The organism is Lacrimispora sinapis (assembly GCF_043633585.1).
Lineage (GTDB): Bacteria > Bacillota > Clostridia > Lachnospirales > Lachnospiraceae > Lacrimispora > Lacrimispora sinapis.
Genome location: NZ_CP141832.1, coordinates 1,066,146 through 1,081,665, shown reverse-complemented (window position 1 = coordinate 1,081,665; position 15,520 = coordinate 1,066,146). Strand labels below are relative to the sequence as shown.

The following is a 15,520-nucleotide window of genomic DNA, read 5'->3' as shown; positions in this document are numbered from 1 at the left end:
TGATCACGAATAAAATTCCCATCCGGTCCGTTTCATCTCCGTATAAGCCAGGAGGAACGGTCCCACGCCCTTTGCATCATCTTTTACCACCGGCTCTGACATATAATAGTCATAGGTGCCGTTTCTTCTGTCCTTTCCGCCAAGTCCTGCCACAAGGCAAATTCCGCCAAGGCTCATATTCCCCTTTTCCAAATCAAGATACTTGTTGCAGATTCCCTCAAATGCCTTCTTTCCGAACTGAGCATAGGATTCCGGAAGATATCCCAGACGCACTCCTTTTAAAATCGCATAGGAGAAAATGGCACTGCCGCTGGTTTCCAGATAATTTCCGTCCATTCCGCCTAAATTGACGATCTGATACCACATACCGCTTTCATCCTGATACTTTAACATAGCGTCAATGAGATCCAGAAATTCTTCTTTCATCTGTTTTAATTCTTCTGCATCGGAGGGATCGGCCTTATCCATCGTATCCAAAAGCGCCATGGAATACCAGCCAAGTGCTCTCAGCCAGAAATTCTGGGACAAACCGGTCACCTTATCGCACCAGAACATCTTACGTTCGGAATCATAGGCATGATAATAAAGACCGGTCTCCGTATCCTTCATATGCGTTTTCACATTCAAAAACTGGCGGTAGATATCGCCGCAGTTCTTTTTGTTGTTGAACCGTGTTTCATATTCCATATAAAATGGCTGGCACATATAAAGGCCGTCAAGCCATACCTGATTGGGATATATATTTTTATGCCAGAAATTTCCTTCTTTGGTTCTTGGCATCCTTTCGATCTGGCTGTAAACCAGATCAATGGCTTTTCTGTATTTTTCCTTACCGGTCAGATCATAAAGCTCAAACAGAGTTTTTCCTGCATTTACATTATCAATGTTTTTCTCCTCCACGTCATAACCGTCGATGGTGCCGTCTTCTCTCACCCGGTGATCAATAAATCCATCGGCAAATTCCAGATACTTTGGATTTTTTGTAATGGCATACATCTCTAAGATTGCTTTGATCATACAGCCGTCTATATAATTCCAGCCTGACTTTTTCCCCTGAAGGAGCTTTTCAATGTTCCAGACCGGACGGTCCGGTGTGCTCTTCTCCATCAGCTCACTGATATACATTTCAATTGCATCCATGCTCGTCTTCCTCTCTCTGCGTTCTTATCCGAATTTACTTCCCCTGCGGCTTTTCATGCAGTTTCCGTTTCTGCTGTGCCCCTGTCCACCAAGCGGTATTCCCGGCCACATCTCCCCCTGCCGGAATCCATTTTCCATGGAGGTAAGGACCATAACCGCCCCTCCACTGTGGTCAGCCTTCTATCAGAATAACCGGAAATTCCCAAGTTGTCAAACCCCTTCAGGAAAATTTATCCGGGATCAAGACCTCGCTTTTTTCCGCTCTGTTCCTTTGTAAGAACAGTTGGGAGATCCCTTTTATGTCCTGTCCTAACATTCTTTTTTTATAAACCTCCGCCAAATGACCTTGTTGCAGAGGTTTATCGTTAAGCATTTTGTTTGTTTTGCACATTTTATTATGAACTATATGATTTTTATAGTTTAATTTTATCAATATTCAAAATGTTAATTTTTTGACAAACAAAAAGCAGCTTTATTTTAGATAATATTCCTAATAAATCATTTAATTTTTATTCACTTTTCACCTTTTATCTTTTAAAACTTATGGTAATATAGTTGAAGTGTGTGTAAGTACTTACACGATACATACGAATTTATAAGAACGCCGTTACTGCTTACGATAACATACGGCAAATAGAAATTATTATAATACCGGTCATTCTTATGGAGCCGGCATAATCAGCTGTTATTGGATTATCCCTAACAGTCTGGGGAGAGGTACTTTGAAAAAAGGAACTGGAAATGCAACGGCCAAAGAAGCAATTGCGAAAGAAAGGATCTTAATTAGATTATGAAGAATTTCACAGAGAAAATTTACATTACAGAGGAGCAGGCAGGTCATGGAAACTCAACGGTTCCTGCCAGTCTGAACGCTTATATCCTTGATCCGATTTCCATCTTCCGTGAACGCAAACGTCCGGCAGTGATTATCTGCCCGGGAGGCGGTTACGAACACTTATCGGACCGGGAAGGGGAACCGGTAGCCATGCAGTTTTTGTCTATGGGATACCATGCCTTTGTACTGCATTACAGTGTAGCGCCGGTGGAATTTCCTTATCCCCAGATGGAGCTGGCTGCGGCCGTATCATTGGTCCGCTCCCATGCATCGGAATGGCAAATCGACACGGAAAAAATCATTGTGGCAGGTTTTTCTGCCGGGGGCCATCTGGCCTGCAGCCTGGGAGCTTTCTGGAACCAGGAATTTCTTTTCGGTCCTCTGAAGCTGAATCCCGAGGATATCCGGCCAAACGGTTTGATTCTTGGTTATCCGGTCATTTCCTCCGGTCCCTGCTGCCATCCCGGTTCTTTTACCAATCTGTTAGGAGCCAGGGCAGAGGATCAAACCCTCCGCCGTCTTGTCTCCCTGGAACACCAGGTCGGCTCCCATACGCCAAAGACCTTCCTCTGGCATACCTCCACCGATCATGCCGTTCCCGTAAAGAACAGCTATCTGCTGGCAGACGCTCTTACCGAACACGGGGTAAATGTGGAAATGCATATCTATCCGGCAGGCTGCCACGGACTGTCTCTTGCTAATCAGGAGGTCTCCGGAGAAGACGGAACGTATATCGTTCCCCAGTGTCAAAGCTGGGTCCCTCTGGTCCGCACCTGGATGGAACATCTGTAATGAAACAGAGGTTCCTTACAGCAGTCCTGTGTCCGTTTTATCTGACCAGCATTTTACTGATCTGATACTGGTCTTCCGGAATGTCTTTTGTCATGGCCAAAGCTTCCTGGATATCGATATCAACATATTCTCCGTGCTTATAGCCTACGACCCGGTTGCTCTTGCCTTCACAAAGAAGTTCCACGGCTCTTGCACCCATTATGGAAGCATAGACACGGTCTTTACAGGTCGGTGCTCCGCCTCTCTGCATGTGTCCCAATATGGTGGCTCTTGTCTCAATGCCGGTAGCTGCCTCGATCCTTCTTGCCATGGAGGCGGAATGACCGATTCCTTCCGCATTGATAATGATATGATGCTTCTTTCCACGCTTTCTGTTGTCAATGATGCGGTTGATCAAAGACTGCTCGTCGCCGTCATACCGCTCCGGAAGGAGAATGTCCTCCGCACCGTTGGCAAATCCGCACCAGAGAGCAATGTAACCTGCATTGCGGCCCATAACCTCAATGATGCTGCAGCGTTCGTGGGAGGTTGATGTATCACGAACCTTATCAATGGCTTCCATAGCTGTATTTACAGCCGTATCAAAGCCAATGGTGTAGTCCGTACATGCAATATCCAAATCTATGGTTCCCGGAAGTCCGATGGTATTGATTCCAAGAGCAGACAGCTTACCAGCTCCGCGGAAGGAACCGTCTCCGCCAATTACAACAATACCGTCAATGTTGTGCTTCCGGCAGATCTCAGCACCCTTCTTCTGCCCTTCGGCAGTGATAAACTCCTGACATCTGGCTGTATAAAGAATAGTTCCGCCGCGGTGAATGATATCAGACACACTGGTACTGTCCATATCCACAATCTCTTCCTGCAGAAGGCCCGCGTATCCCCTCATAATTCCCTTTACCTTCAACCCTTTATGGATTGCAGTCCTGACAACGGCACGGATCGCAGCATTCATCCCCGGTGCATCGCCGCCGCTGGTTAATACGCCAATGGTTTTCACTTGATTTGCCATAGTAACTTCCTCCTGATTTACGGATATCTATTTTTTTGTTTTTCATTTCGTACATGTTGTATTCTAATTCATTTTCCCAATCTTTTCAAGTTTTTTTTCCACAACTTTGACATTTTTTTCACCAAGTTTTTTTACCAGGTGGTCTAACAGCGCTCCACCGGCATTCACATTCCGGTTGGAAGGCAGTACTTTCTTGGCCCGTTCCTTCTCCAGATAAATGATGACAGAATCATTTCCCTCGGATTCTTTTAAGTCCTCGAGAAGGTCCCGTTCCATTGCCGAATACTCTTCCTTATCCGGGAATTTCAGCCAAAGCTCCTTGGGCAGATCGGAAAAAGGTATCACACGTTCACAAATCAGCTTTCCTACCGGATCATCACCGATGGAGACCCTCCCCTGAATAAAGACCTTGGATTCCTCCACAAACAGCTCCCGCTTGCTCTCATAGTCTTTTGGAAAAACGATAACCTCGACGGAACCCAGAAGATCTTCTAATGTAATAAATGCCATCATTTTGTTATTTCTTGTAGTTTTTACGGTTTTGGCTGTAATCATACCTCCGATCGTCACATAGGCACCATCCGTAACCTTGGCGGCTTCGGTTTCCTCATCCACAAGAAAATCAATGGTAAATGCGGTAATATTATTCCTCCAGGTGGATTCATAGGCTTCCATCGGATGACCGCTTAAATAGATGCCAAGTGTCTCTTTTTCAAATGCCAGCAGATCCTCCTTTGAGAACTCTCCCACATCCGGGAACGTGACCTGATAGCGGCTTTTTTCCTCGTCTCCTGCGATATCAAACAGGGTCATCTGACCCTCCATGGTATTTTTCCGTTCCTTGCTCCTTTGGTCCAGCAGTTCCGGCGCTATGAGCAGCTTTTGCTTTCTTGTGCCGGGAAGGGTGTCAAGCGCTCCTGATTTTATAAAATTCTCCAGGGTTCTTTTATTGACCTCCTTATTGCTCATCCGTTCAATGAAATCCTCCAAATCATGAAAGATGCCATTCTTTTGCCGTTCTGAAACGATTAGCTCCACCACCGACTTTCCAACGCTTTTAATGGCTGATAAACCGTAACGGATGGATTTGCCTGACACGGAAAATCCGCTTTCTCCTTCGTTGATATCCGGTGGAAGAATGGAAATGCCCATCTGCTTGCAGTTTAAGATGTATTCCGAGACCTTTGATACATTATCCATAACAGACGTTAATAAGGCTGCCATAAACTCCTGGGGATAATAATATTTTAAATAGGCAGTCTGATATGAGACCACCGCATAGGCAGCCGCATGGGACTTGTTAAATGCATATTTGGCAAAGTCGATCATCTCATCATAAATGCGGTTGGCAACTTTTTCATCAATTCCGTTGGAAATACATCCGGCAACCCCTTCTTCTATGTTTCCATAGACAAAATTCTGCCGCTCCTTTTCCATGACGGAACTCTTCTTTTTTGACATGGCTCTGCGGACCAGATCGCTTCTCCCCATGGTATATCCGGCTAAGTCCCTTACAATCTGCATCACCTGTTCCTGATACACAATACATCCGTGGGTAGGACCTAAAATTGGCTCTAGCTGGGGACAGTCATAGGTAATGGAGCCGCGGTCGTTTTTCCCTTTCAGATATTTGGGAATAAAATCCATAGGGCCTGGACGGTAAAGGGAGATTCCGGCAATAATATCCTCCAGGCTCTCAGGCTTTAATTCCTTCATAAAGCTTTTCATGCCAGAACTTTCCAGCTGGAACACCCCTTCGTCCTTACCGGTTCCAATGGAATCCAGAACTGCCTTATCGTTATAATCAATCTTGTCCATATCAATGGTTAAATTCCTGTTTTTTTCCACGCCCTTCACCGCATTCTGAATGACGGTCAGTGTACGCAGCCCAAGAAAGTCCATCTTTAAAAGCCCCAGTTCTTCCAGAGTCGTCATCGTAAACTGGGTGGTGATGGTACCGTCCGCAGCTCTTGAGAGAGGAACGTATTCATCCACAGAGGTCCGGCTGATGACTACGCCCGCCGCATGCATAGAGGTATGCCTTGGAAGCCCCTCCAGTCTCATGGACATGTCGATCAAATATTTTACCTCAGGATCTTCATTGTATGCCTTGCGCAGATCAGGGCTTTGTTTTAAGGCCTTTTCAAGGGTCATGCCAAGATCCCCCGGGATCATCTTTGCAATGGCATCACAGCGCGCATAAGGCATATCAAGAACCCTTCCCACATCGCGGACCACACCCTTGGCCGCAAGGGTACCAAAGGTGACGATCTGTACCACCTGGTCCTTCCCATACTTCTGCATCACGTACTCAATGACCTCCTGGCGCCGTTCAAAGCAAAAGTCTATATCAATATCAGGCATGGATACACGTTCGGGATTTAAGAAACGTTCAAAAAGGAGGTTATATCGAATGGGATCAATGTTTGTAATTCCCAGACAATAGGAGACGATACTTCCTGCTGCCGAGCCTCGTCCGGGTCCCACCATAATATCCCTGGATCTTGCATAATGAATGAAATCCCAAACGATCAGGAAATAATCCACATACCCCATGGAATGAATCACATCCAGTTCATAATTAAGCCTTTCCTTTAAGGTCCCGTCGTCATCCGGGTAATGACTTTCAAAGCCTTCCGCACAAAGCTTATTTAAGTAAGTCCAGGAATCAAAGCCTTCCGGCACGTCATACTTTGGAAGCTTCGTCACACCAAACTCAATCTCCACATTGCACCGCATGGCGATCTTATGGGTATTCTCAATGGCCTGTTCTGCGTAAGGAAAGAGTTTTCTCATGTCTTCTTCCGACTTGCAGTAGTACTGTCCTCCCTCATAGCGCAACCGGTTTTCATCCGCCACTTTTTTCCCTGTCTGTATGCAAAGCAGAATATCATGGGGAGCCTCATCCTCTGCATAGGTATAATGGATATCATTGGTGGCAACCAGTTCAATCCCCGTTTCCTCGCTCATGCGCAGAAGGCCCTGGTTCACCGTCTTCTGTGCCGGAATCCCATGATCCTGAAGCTCCAGGAAAAAGTTCTCCTTGCCGAATATCTCCTGATAATGAAGTGCTGCTGCCTTTCCCTGCTCATACATGCCACGGCTGATGAAACGCTGCACTTCTCCTGCCAGACAGGCACTCAGCGCAATGATCCCTTCATGGTATTTTTCCAAAACTTCATAATCCACGCGGGGTTTATAATAAAATCCTTCCACAAATCCTTTGGAAACGATCTTCATCAGGTTCTGATAGCCCTGATCGTTCTCCGCCAAAAGAACCAGATGGTAGTACCGGTCTTCGCCGTTTATGATCTCTCTGTCAAATCTGGAGCCGGAGGTCACGTACACTTCACACCCGATAATGGGCTTTACTCCCGCTTCTCTGGCTGCTCTATAAAAATCAATCACTCCATACATTACCCCATGGTCCGTAATAGCCACGCTGTCCATGCCCAGTTCCTTGACCCGGTGCACCAGCTCCCTGATCTTACTCGACCCATCTAACAGACTGTATTCAGTATGGACGTGTAAATGTGTAAATGCCATCTGTTCGTATCTCCTTCTTTCCTGATTTCTTCTATTATAACATAAACAAAGTTGCCCTGAAACATCTTCTGACAACTTTCCCCATAATACATAAGAGGCGGAGCTCCATCTGTGACAATGGAAAGCTCCGCCTTATAAACTTCATATTTTATTCGATTTAATCATTGTTACTTAAATATTTTTCAATTTCGGCAACAGCCTGTTCTTCATCGCTGCCATCCGCAGTGACGGTTATCTGTTCTCCAGCCGCAAGACCCAAAGTCATCATACCCATAATACTTTTGGCGTTGACTCTTTTGGATTCGATTTCAACATAAATGTTGCTTTCATATTGGCTCGCAACCTGAACCAGCATAGCAACCGGTCTGGCCTCTAAGCCTGTTGCAAGTTCCACGGTGACTGTTTTTCTTACCATAATTATCCTCCTCATTCCAATGAACGAATCTACTCCATTCCGCTGCCCATGCCTGTGGTGCGCAGCCGTCCTGCCAGATCGCAAAGCTTTCTAAGCCGGTGGTTCACTCCTGATTTTCCTACAGGCGGGTCCAAAGCTTCTCCAAGCTCTTTTAACGTTGCTTCCGGTCTTTCAAGTCTCTCCCTGGCAATCTCACTTAAGTTTTCCGGAAGATGATCGAGTCCGATCGTATCTCTGATATATTCTATATCTTCTATCTGCTTGACCGCAGCTGATACCGTTTTATTAATATTGGCCGTTTCACAGTTGACCTGACGGTTCACACTGTTACGCATGTCCTTTAAAATCCTGATATTTTCCAGTTCCATCAAGGTGACCGGAGCTTCCATCACATTCAGTATGTCCACGATCTGGCTTCCTTCTTTGATGTAAACAACAAAATACCGTTTTCTCTTTACAATCTTTGCTTCAAGGTCAAAGGTTGCAATTATGGATTTTAACTGTTCCGCTTTTTCTTCTGTGGCGCAAACGATTTCAAAGTGATAGAATTTCTCAGGATCGCTCAAGGAACCCGAAGATAAAAAAGCTCCCCGGATAAACGCTCTTCTGCAGCAGGACTGTTGAATGACCACGTTCCGGACTACATTTAAGTTTTCCCCCACTTCTCCGTTCTCATCAAGAAGCTTTGTCGCATACAAAACCCTAAGGGCATCCTCATGCTCCCGGATCGTGACCGTATAAGTACGGTTCTTATTTAAGTAAGCGTTTCTTCTAATAGAAACATCAGTACTAATATTAAATGTTTTTTTCAATAATGTAAAGTACTTTCTTGCAACTGCCACATTTTCCGTATGAATTTTAATGGTATAGCGGTCATCCTCGGATATGATTATTTTTCCGCACAAGCTGATAATTGCAGCCATCTCTGCAATCTGGCAATGCCTTGCCGGGCTGATCTGCCTGGAAAGCTCTTCTTTTAATTTGGAAGAAAATGACATCTCTATCCGATCCTTTTCCGTATATTGTCCTTGTCAATGTCTCTGTGTTCTATCTTAATCCCGAACTCTTCGCGGGATTTTAACCTTTCGTAAACCGCCTTCGAGATGGTTACCGAACGATGCTTGCCGCCGGTACATCCAATGGCTATAACCAGCTGGTTTTTCCCTTCCAGCACATAATTGGGGATGAGAAAATCCAGCATATCATAAAGTTTGTCCAGAAATAAGGCAGCAATGCCATTCTGCATTACATAGTCCCGCACCGCTTTCTCTTCTCCGGTTTTATACCGCAGATCTTCTACATAGTAGGGATTTGGGAGAAAACGGACATCGAATACCAGATCTGCATCCGATGGAATTCCATATTTAAACCCAAAGGAAAGTAAGGTAATGTATAAGTTGCGGTAAGATTCATGATTTACAAAAATCTTTTCCAGTTCCTGTCTGAGTTCTTTGGTGAGAAGCTTGCTGGTGTCAATAATATAATCGGCCTCTTCCTTTAAAAACGCAAGCTTTCCCCGCTCTTTTGCGATTCCGCTGTCGATCCGCCCTCCCGCAGCAAGGGGATGTGCCCTTCTGGTTTCCTTATACCGTTTGATCAGGATCTCATCTCCTGCATCAAGGAATAGGATCTCAAAGGGCACCCGGTTTCTTGACCACTCATCAAAGATCCGGTTTAGTACGGATAAGTCTTCTCCGCTTCGGATATCAATTCCCATGGCGGCATTGGGTGTACCTTCCGGATTATTAAGAGTCAGTTCTGCAAATTTTTCTATCAGAGGAATGGGGAGATTATCCACACAGTAAAACCCCATATCTTCCAACATCTTTAACGCCTGTGTCTTTCCTGCGCCTGACATGCCCGTTACAATTACAAGCCTCACTTTAGTCTCCTTTGCACTGTTAGAATTTACCCAGTGTCTTTACTTCCATCTCAAGTTCTACTCCCGAATTATTCCGTACCCGTGTCTTTACCTCTTCCACTAACGCCATAATCTCTGCCGCAGTGGCATGATCTTTATTGATCACGAACCCGCAGTGCTTTTCTGATACCTGGGCACCGCCTACGGAAAACCCTCTCAAGCCGGCATCCTCAATCAGTTTTCCGGCAAAATATCCTTCCGGTCTTTTAAATGTACTGCCGGCACTTGGGTATTCCAGAGGCTGTTTTTCTTTCCTTCTGCCTGCAAGTTCATCCATCCGGCTTTTTATGGCTGCTTTATCTCCTTCTTTTAAACGGATCAATGCTTCCAGCACCACATATTTGTTTGGAATAATACAACTGGTCCGGTATCCCAAAGAAAGTTCTTTTACGGGAATTTCTTTTACGTCTCCCTCCGGAGTCAAAACCCGGACAGAGCGTAAGACTTCCTTCATTTCAGAACCATATGCACCGGCATTCATCACTACCGCACCGCCAAGAGTGCCTGGTATTCCGGCTGCAAATTCAAAGCCGGTGAGTGAAGCCTTATACGCTTCCTGTGCGATCCGGGCTAAGGATAATCCGGCTCCAGCCTTAACGATTCCCTGCTCCCGGTCCACTTCACAGCCGTTAAAGCCGTTCATGGATATTACAACTCCGTCAAAACCTTCATCCCCAACCAGAAGATTGCTTCCGTTTCCGAGTATGAAATAAGGCACCTCCTCCTTCCGGCAAAGAAGCAGCACGGCTGCAAGTTCCTTTTCATCTGCCGGAGTGACAAAGCAGGCGGCAGGTCCGCCTACCTTGAATGAGGTATGCTTGCGCATCTCTTCCCCCACCTTTATATGGTTTTCATCGGCTGCACCAAGAAGTTTTTTATATAATTCAGTCATCAAACACCTCAATCATCCTGTTTTTTTGACAGGTTTGCCTGGACGCGGTTGTATAATTCCTGAGCCGCGTTGTACCCCATCTTCTTTTGTCTGTAATTGACAGCCGCGGATTCAACGATAATGGCCAGATTACGTCCTGGACGTACCGGAATGGAATGACACACCACCCGGTTGCCTAAAAATTCTGTATACTGGTCCTCGATCCCCAGTCTGTCATATTCTTTATCCTTATCCCAGTCCTCTAATTTAATTACCATATCAATGGCCTGGGTGTCCTTTACACTTTCCACACCGAACAGAGTCTTCACATCAATGATGCCGATTCCCCGAAGTTCGATAAAATGCTTGGTAATCTGGGGAGCGCTTCCAATCAGGGTGGCATCGCTGACCTTGCGGATCTCCACAACGTCATCTGTCACCAGACGATGGCCTCTCTTAATCAGTTCAAGAGCCGCTTCACTTTTTCCGATCCCGCTCTCTCCCATGATCAGCACACCTTCTCCAAATACATCCACCAAAACACCATGGATGCTGATGCAGGGAGCAAGCTTTACCTTCAGCCAGCGGATTACCTCCGCCATCAAATCCGAAGTAGTTTTATCCGACACCAGGCAGGGAACACCGTAATGGTTGCAAAGCTTCAGCAGATCCAAGTCCGGAGTCTGGCTGCGGCTGTATACCAGGCAGGGAATCTTGCAAGCCAGGAGTTTGTTGTACATCTCAAGCTTTCTTTCCTGACTCATCTGGTTGATATATTCCTGCTCCACGTAACCGATGATCTGCACACGCTCATTATCAAAATGATCAAAAAATCCGGCTAACTGCAGCGCCGGACGATTGACATCCGGATGGCTTAACACAATTTTCTCTGCATCGATCTCCGGAGTCATATTCCGGAGACTCATCTTTTCAATCAAATCTGTAATCGCTACTCCATGCATGGCGATACGCTCCTTTTTCCATCTGTTTTTTTCATACTAACACAGATTCTGTATTTTGAAAAGCTATAATGGTCAATGAAAGAACTCATAGACGCTCTTTGCAGACCTGGCATTCATCCCCGGTATCTTTTCCAACTCTTCCACCGAAGCTTCTTTTATTGCTTCTATGCCTTTAAATTCACGCATGAGAGCCTTTCTCCGGTTGGGTCCGATTCCCGGAATATCATCAAGAATGGATTTTACCTGGCCTTTGCTTCTCAGACTTCTATGATATTCAATGGCAAACCGGTGGGCTTCATCCTGGATTCTGGTAATCAGCTTAAAGCCTTCGGAATGCCTGTCGATAGGAATCTCCACATTGTTAAAATAAAGTCCTCTGGTCCGGTGGTTATCATCTTTGACCATGCCGCAGACCGGAATGGAAAGACCCATCTCCTGCATCACAGAAAGAGCAATGTTTACCTGGCCCCGTCCGCCATCCATCATGATCAAATCGGGAAACCGGGTGAAGCTTCCCAATTCTTCATCCACCCCTTTTTCCCTTAACTCTTCCACTTCTTTTAATCCATGGGAAAATCTGCGGGTCAGGACTTCCTTCATGGAAGCATAATCATTGGCTCCCTTGACCCACTTGATCTTGAATTTCCGGTAATCGTTCCGTTTTGGTTTTCCATTTTCATAGACAATCATGGAACCTACTGACTCAAAACCGCTTATGTTGGATATATCAAAGGCTTCGATCCGTTTTACTTCTGTAAGGCCAAGCCAGCCCCCCACCTCATTCATGGCACCGATGGTACGGAGTTCTTCCCGCTTCAGCTTTTCCTTATCCTGAGATAAAACCAGGGCAGCGTTCTTTTCCGCCAGTTCCACCAGACGTTCTTTCTGGCCTTTCTGGGGAACCATGAGCTTCACTTTCTGGCCCCGTTTGGCGGAAAGCCATTCTCCGATTACCGCTTCATCCTCAAGCTCCAGCTGTGTCCACAGCTCTTTGGGAATAAAGGGAGTTCCTGCATAGAACTGTTTGACAAATCCGGTCAGTATCTGCTTCTCATCCTCAGCCGCTCCGATGCTCACGTGAAAATGTTCCCGCCCGATGAGCCTGCCCTCCCGGACAAAGAATACCTGAACCACGGCATCCTTTTCATCCTTTGCCATGGCTACGATATCCCGGTCTTCCATTCCGCTGTCCGTAATCTTCTGCTTCTGGGTGATCTGCTTCACACTGTTTAATAAATCCCGGTATTCTATGGCCTTTTCATAATCCATCTCTTCCGAAGCCGCCTGCATCTTTTCTTCCAGATGGCGGATAACAGGAGCATATTTCCCACCGAGAAATTCAAGGGCCTGGTTTATGGAATTTAAATATTCTTCTTTGCTGATATATCCCTGACACGGTGCCGAGCACTGTTTGATATGGTAATATAAACAGGGACGCTCCTTGCCGATGTCTCTGGGCAGATTCCGGTTGCAGGTCCGGATCTGATAAAGCTTATGAAGCAGTTCTATGGTGTCTTTTACTGCGCCTGCACTCGTATAAGGCCCAAAATATTTGCTTTTGTCTTTTTTCATGTCTCTGGAAAACAGGATTCTTGGATAATCCTCATATACCGTCACTTTGATATAGGGATAGGTCTTGTCATCCTTTAACATGGTGTTATAGCGCGGCCGGTGTTCCTTGATCAGATTGCATTCCAGCACAAGGGCTTCCAATTCTGAGTCTGTTATAATGTATTCAAACCGGGCGATTCTCGATACCATCTGTTCGATTTTTGCCGTCTTGTTTCTGCTGCTCTGAAAATACTGCCTGACCCTGTTTTTCAAGCTGATGGCTTTCCCTACATAGATAATTTCGTCCCGCTTGTCGTGCATAAGATACACGCCAGGCTGGGACGGCAGTTTTTTTAATTCTTCTTCTATATTAAATTCGATGTGGTCCATTTATACGAATCACCTCCCCCTTTAGGGGGTTCTCTCTTTTCCCTACGGTCAAATTCACCTTAATCTTGCTCCATCGTATTTATTCTGCAGTTCCAGATATCGTTCCACTGCGTAATATTTCTCTTCCGGTTCGGAATCTTCTCTTCCAATCTCCAGAATCTCGCAAATGGCTGAAAGCTCCTCCGGCGTAAATTCATCTTTATTCTGACGAAGGATCTCCAACTTCTCATGATACGTCCTTGCGTCAAGAAATGCAAGAAGATTTTTATTGGTTCCAGTATGTTCTGCTTCTAAAACAGGTACCTCCTGTTCTATCTCTTTTCCAGCACGGTCGTCCAAATCCACCTTTTCAAACCGGTACTTCTGCTTCACATCCGGATACTTTTCATGGTCCACTTCACTGACAAACATCTCAAGGGGGCGCACGTAGACTCCGAAGGCTCCATAAAGTGCCTGATAGACCACCATCTTTTCTCTTGTCTCCGAGTGAACGGCAACCGCCAGCACCTGATACATCTTATTTTTAAAATGTCTGTAAAATTCTCCTGGTTTGGGCGTTCTGTCCATCGCTTCCCTCACTTCCTAATGACCGGTACCTCCTGTGGTAATAATTACCACATCGGGTTTTTTCCTGGTTTTTTTGTTTTTTTCTTTTGTTACGGTTTCTTTTAATTCCATGGATTCTTCCTGGCGTATGGTTTCTTCTACCGCGATCTTTCCCTCCAGGCTCTTTTCTGCTTCCTTACTCCGTTCTTGCTCCTCTGCCTCTGCATTTGAATTTGCGGCACTGGTTTCATCCGGACTGGTCAACGCTTCCCTGGACTGTCTTACGCGTGCGATCTCTTTTTCTTCCTTTTTTCCTTCTTCTTTGCTCAAAAGACCATCCCATGTATAACGGTTTGAAGCACTCCAAAGAATCCATTCATCATATCCTGCATCGTAAACAGCCTGTATCTGCGCACGGACCTCTTTCGGACCGTATGAAATATGGTCTTTTAAATAAGAAGCGGTAAAATCCTGAAGCCAGGGACGGACAATGGCCTGCTTTTCTCCGCTTTTTCTGCCCTCAGCCAAATCCTTCTTAGACAATTCAAGTGCGGCTAAAATGGTACGATACGGTTCTGTATCCGGATGGTCAATGCCGAAGTTTCCGTCTCCGTAATGAGAGGGATAGATCATGGGGCATATATAATCCAGGTGCTGTGCCATATCATGATAGACCTGTCCCACTGCCTCCGCATCGACCCTGCTGCCAATGATGGTGCCGAATACATCGGCTGATACGAAAATATCCCGGTCAGAAAGCTTCTCATAAGCATACTGGATAAATTCCGTAATGACCTCTGTTTTGGACCTTCCTTTGGTATCCGCTTCATCAAACACCACCTGTTTCATGGAACGGTCCGTAGCAAAGCGGATGTAGTCAAACTGGACTTCATCAAAGCCTGCTTTGGAAGCCTCGGTTCCCACTTCCACCAGATAATCCCACACCTCCTGACGGTAGGGATTTACCCAAGCCAGTCCTTTGTTGTCCCGATGAAGACTACCGTCTTTGTTCTTTAAGCTCCATTCCGGCTTTTTTTCTGCCAGATATGGGTCACGGAAGGCCACCACCCGGGCAATGGTATAAAGCCCTCTGGCTTTTAGTTCTGCCATGAGGGCATCCATATCCTTTATATACCGTTCTTCTGCACCGATCTCTTTGACCGTAGGGGCACCCTCCATGGCAAAGGTAATGCGGCCATCATCATTTTTCACATCAATGACAACCGTATTGATCTCTGTTCCCTCGATCTTATCAAGAATTGACTGAAATCCCTGGGAGCCTGCCATATAACCGGAAATATAGATTCCTTTTACCTTTACTGGTTTCTTCGGTTGGGCGGAAACTGCCACAGTGCTTTCTTTTGTTTCCTCCGATGAATGGTCAGCCTCCTCTAAATCGGAAATCTTTTTATATCTGCTGCATCCGGTTGCCACCAACGAGCACACAATTACTGCCAAAAGCCATTTTTTCATAATACTTTGTTCACTTTCTTTATGGTTTTAGGTGTTGTATTGTAATAATTATTTAACATTTTACCA

The 15,520-nt window shown here is 45.7% G+C and carries 13 protein-coding genes; 1 reads left to right on the top strand and 12 read right to left on the bottom strand.

Going from position 1 to position 15,520, the window contains the following annotated elements; translation table 11 throughout:
- Positions 1–3 precede the first annotated feature (3 nt).
- Positions 4–1,140, bottom strand: a complete 1,137-nt coding sequence (locus VIG27_RS04975) for a glycoside hydrolase family 88/105 protein (RefSeq protein ID WP_394525785.1) — start codon at positions 1,138–1,140, stop codon at positions 4–6.
- Between the two features lie 24 nt (positions 1,141–1,164).
- Positions 1,165–1,293 (bottom strand): hypothetical protein, encoded by a 129-nt coding sequence (locus VIG27_RS04970; protein WP_394525784.1) that lies wholly within the window; start codon positions 1,291–1,293, stop codon positions 1,165–1,167.
- Between the two features lie 637 nt (positions 1,294–1,930).
- Between VIG27_RS04970 and VIG27_RS04965 the strand changes: the two genes are divergently transcribed.
- Positions 1,931–2,767, top strand: coding sequence for an alpha/beta hydrolase (locus VIG27_RS04965; protein ID WP_394525783.1), 837 nt, complete (start codon positions 1,931–1,933; stop codon positions 2,765–2,767).
- 37 nt (positions 2,768–2,804) lie between these two features.
- Here the strand turns inward: VIG27_RS04965 and pfkA are convergent, their stop codons facing one another.
- The 10 genes from pfkA to VIG27_RS04915 all read right to left on the bottom strand — a co-directional run bounded on the left by pfkA (position 2,805) and on the right by VIG27_RS04915 (position 15,454).
- The gene (pfkA, locus tag VIG27_RS04960) at positions 2,805–3,779 is read right to left on the bottom strand and encodes a 6-phosphofructokinase (RefSeq protein WP_394525782.1); all 975 of its coding nucleotides are present in this window, start codon (positions 3,777–3,779) and stop codon (positions 2,805–2,807) included.
- A 63-nt stretch (positions 3,780–3,842) separates the two neighbouring features.
- A complete protein-coding gene (locus VIG27_RS04955) occupies positions 3,843–7,325 on the bottom strand; it encodes a DNA polymerase III subunit alpha (RefSeq protein WP_394525781.1) in 3,483 nt (1,160 codons plus the stop codon).
- A 157-nt stretch (positions 7,326–7,482) separates the two neighbouring features.
- Complete coding sequence (locus tag VIG27_RS04950) at positions 7,483–7,740, bottom strand: HPr family phosphocarrier protein (RefSeq protein ID WP_394525780.1); 258 nt, start codon at positions 7,738–7,740, stop codon at positions 7,483–7,485.
- Between the two features lie 29 nt (positions 7,741–7,769).
- On the bottom strand, positions 7,770–8,738 hold the full coding sequence (whiA, locus tag VIG27_RS04945) for a DNA-binding protein WhiA (RefSeq protein WP_394525779.1): 969 nt from the start codon (positions 8,736–8,738) through the stop codon (positions 7,770–7,772).
- A 2-nt stretch (positions 8,739–8,740) separates the two neighbouring features.
- Positions 8,741–9,622, bottom strand: coding sequence for an RNase adapter RapZ (gene rapZ / locus VIG27_RS04940; protein WP_394525778.1), 882 nt, complete (start codon positions 9,620–9,622; stop codon positions 8,741–8,743).
- 19 nt (positions 9,623–9,641) lie between these two features.
- Positions 9,642–10,553 carry a UDP-N-acetylmuramate dehydrogenase gene (gene murB, locus VIG27_RS04935; RefSeq protein ID WP_394525777.1) on the bottom strand — a complete coding sequence of 304 codons (912 nt, stop codon included), beginning with the start codon at positions 10,551–10,553 and terminating at the stop codon, positions 9,642–9,644.
- 8 nt (positions 10,554–10,561) lie between these two features.
- Complete coding sequence (gene hprK / locus VIG27_RS04930; protein ID WP_394525776.1) at positions 10,562–11,494, bottom strand: HPr(Ser) kinase/phosphatase; 933 nt, start codon at positions 11,492–11,494, stop codon at positions 10,562–10,564.
- Between the two features lie 72 nt (positions 11,495–11,566).
- Positions 11,567–13,435 carry an excinuclease ABC subunit UvrC gene (gene uvrC, locus VIG27_RS04925; protein WP_394525775.1) on the bottom strand — a complete coding sequence of 623 codons (1,869 nt, stop codon included), beginning with the start codon at positions 13,433–13,435 and terminating at the stop codon, positions 11,567–11,569.
- Between the two features lie 54 nt (positions 13,436–13,489).
- Positions 13,490–14,002 (bottom strand): DUF1653 domain-containing protein, encoded by a 513-nt coding sequence (locus VIG27_RS04920; protein WP_394525774.1) that lies wholly within the window; start codon positions 14,000–14,002, stop codon positions 13,490–13,492.
- A 15-nt stretch (positions 14,003–14,017) separates the two neighbouring features.
- Positions 14,018–15,454: a putative glycoside hydrolase gene (locus VIG27_RS04915; protein ID WP_394525773.1), complete on the bottom strand. Its 1,437-nt coding sequence runs from the start codon at positions 15,452–15,454 to the stop codon at positions 14,018–14,020.
- Between the last annotated feature and the right edge of the window lie 66 nt (positions 15,455–15,520).